Annotated in this window: 1 protein-coding gene and 1 pseudogene; one reads left to right on the top strand and one right to left on the bottom strand. The window is 50.4% G+C overall.

Translation table 11 applies throughout. The features are described from left to right. Positions 1–573: pseudogene (locus ACTHS3_RS13985) on the top strand (sodium-dependent transporter); the annotation flags it as partial. Between the two features lie 127 nt (positions 574–700). On the opposite strand, the gene ACTHS3_RS13980 reads toward ACTHS3_RS13985, so the two are convergent. Next, positions 701–1,117: TonB-dependent receptor domain-containing protein (locus tag ACTHS3_RS13980; protein ID WP_440368251.1), on the bottom strand; the 417-nt coding region annotated here is incomplete at its 5' end.

Genomic DNA, 1,117 nt, shown 5'->3' with positions numbered 1-1,117 from the left:
CTGTTTGTGTCGCTGCTGGCCGGTTTGGTGATTTTCCCTGCGGTATTTGCCTTCGGTTTTGAACCCGGTCAAGGCCCAGGTTTGATTTTTGTCGTATTGCCTGCGGTCTTCATGAAAATGCCGATGGGTACGTATTTGTTTGCCGTGTTTATGCTGTTGGTTGTTTTTGCCACGCTGACTTCCGCGTTTTCCATGTTGGAAACCGTCATCGCGGCAACCATCCGCCAAGATGAGAAAAAACGCAGCAGCCATGCTTGGATAATCGGTATTGCGATTTTTGTGGTCGGCATTCCTTCTGCGCTGTCTTTCGGTGTATGGAGCGAGTTTAAAATTTTCGGCAAAACCATTTTTGACTTGTGGGATTTCATTATTTCTGCCGTCATCATGCCGATTGGCGCATTGAGCGTTGCCGTGTTTACGTCATGGGTTCAGGACAAACAGTCCGTTCTGCGCGATGCGGGCATGGGCAGTACCATTCCGAAACAGCTGCTTTATCTGTGGTTGGGTGCGCTTCGCTATCTTGCGCCGATTGCGATTATTGTGGTGTTCATCAACTCTTTGGGTTTGATTTAATCCGATAGAGAGCAAACAGTCCGGCGTTGCATTGTTTCGCCGGACTGTTTGTTTAAAAACATCATTAAAAATATTAAGGCCGTCTGAAAATTTTTCAGACGGCCTTTTTATATACGCATGAGGCTGATTAGAACTTCGCTTGCAGTCTCAGCCATGCAGTACGGCCGGGTTCGTTCACGCGCATGGTTTGTGTACCGGCAGACGGGTCGCCGCCGCGGCTGACGAATTCAGCATAGTTTTTGTTGAACACGTTGTCCACGCCACCTTGTAATGTGGCGTATTTGCTGAATTTCCAACCAGCGTTGAGCGAGAGTACGCCAAAGCCCGAAGAAGCGCCGATGTCTTGGCCGACGATATTGCCTTGGCCTTTGCTGTAACGGTTTTGTTTGGCCACGACGCGCCATAATGCGCCCGCACTGAATTTGCCGTTGTCAAAGGCGAGGGTGTTGTTCCACTCGAGCGGTGGCGTTTGTGCCAAAGGTTTGCCGTCGGTACGGTTTTTGCCGTGGGTGTAGGCGAGGCTGGTGCCGACTTCCCAGTTAGG

This window comes from Neisseria sp. P0009.S007, assembly GCF_051962515.1.
Note: the sequence above shows the minus strand (reverse complement) of the source record. Positions and strands in the feature narration are given on the sequence as shown.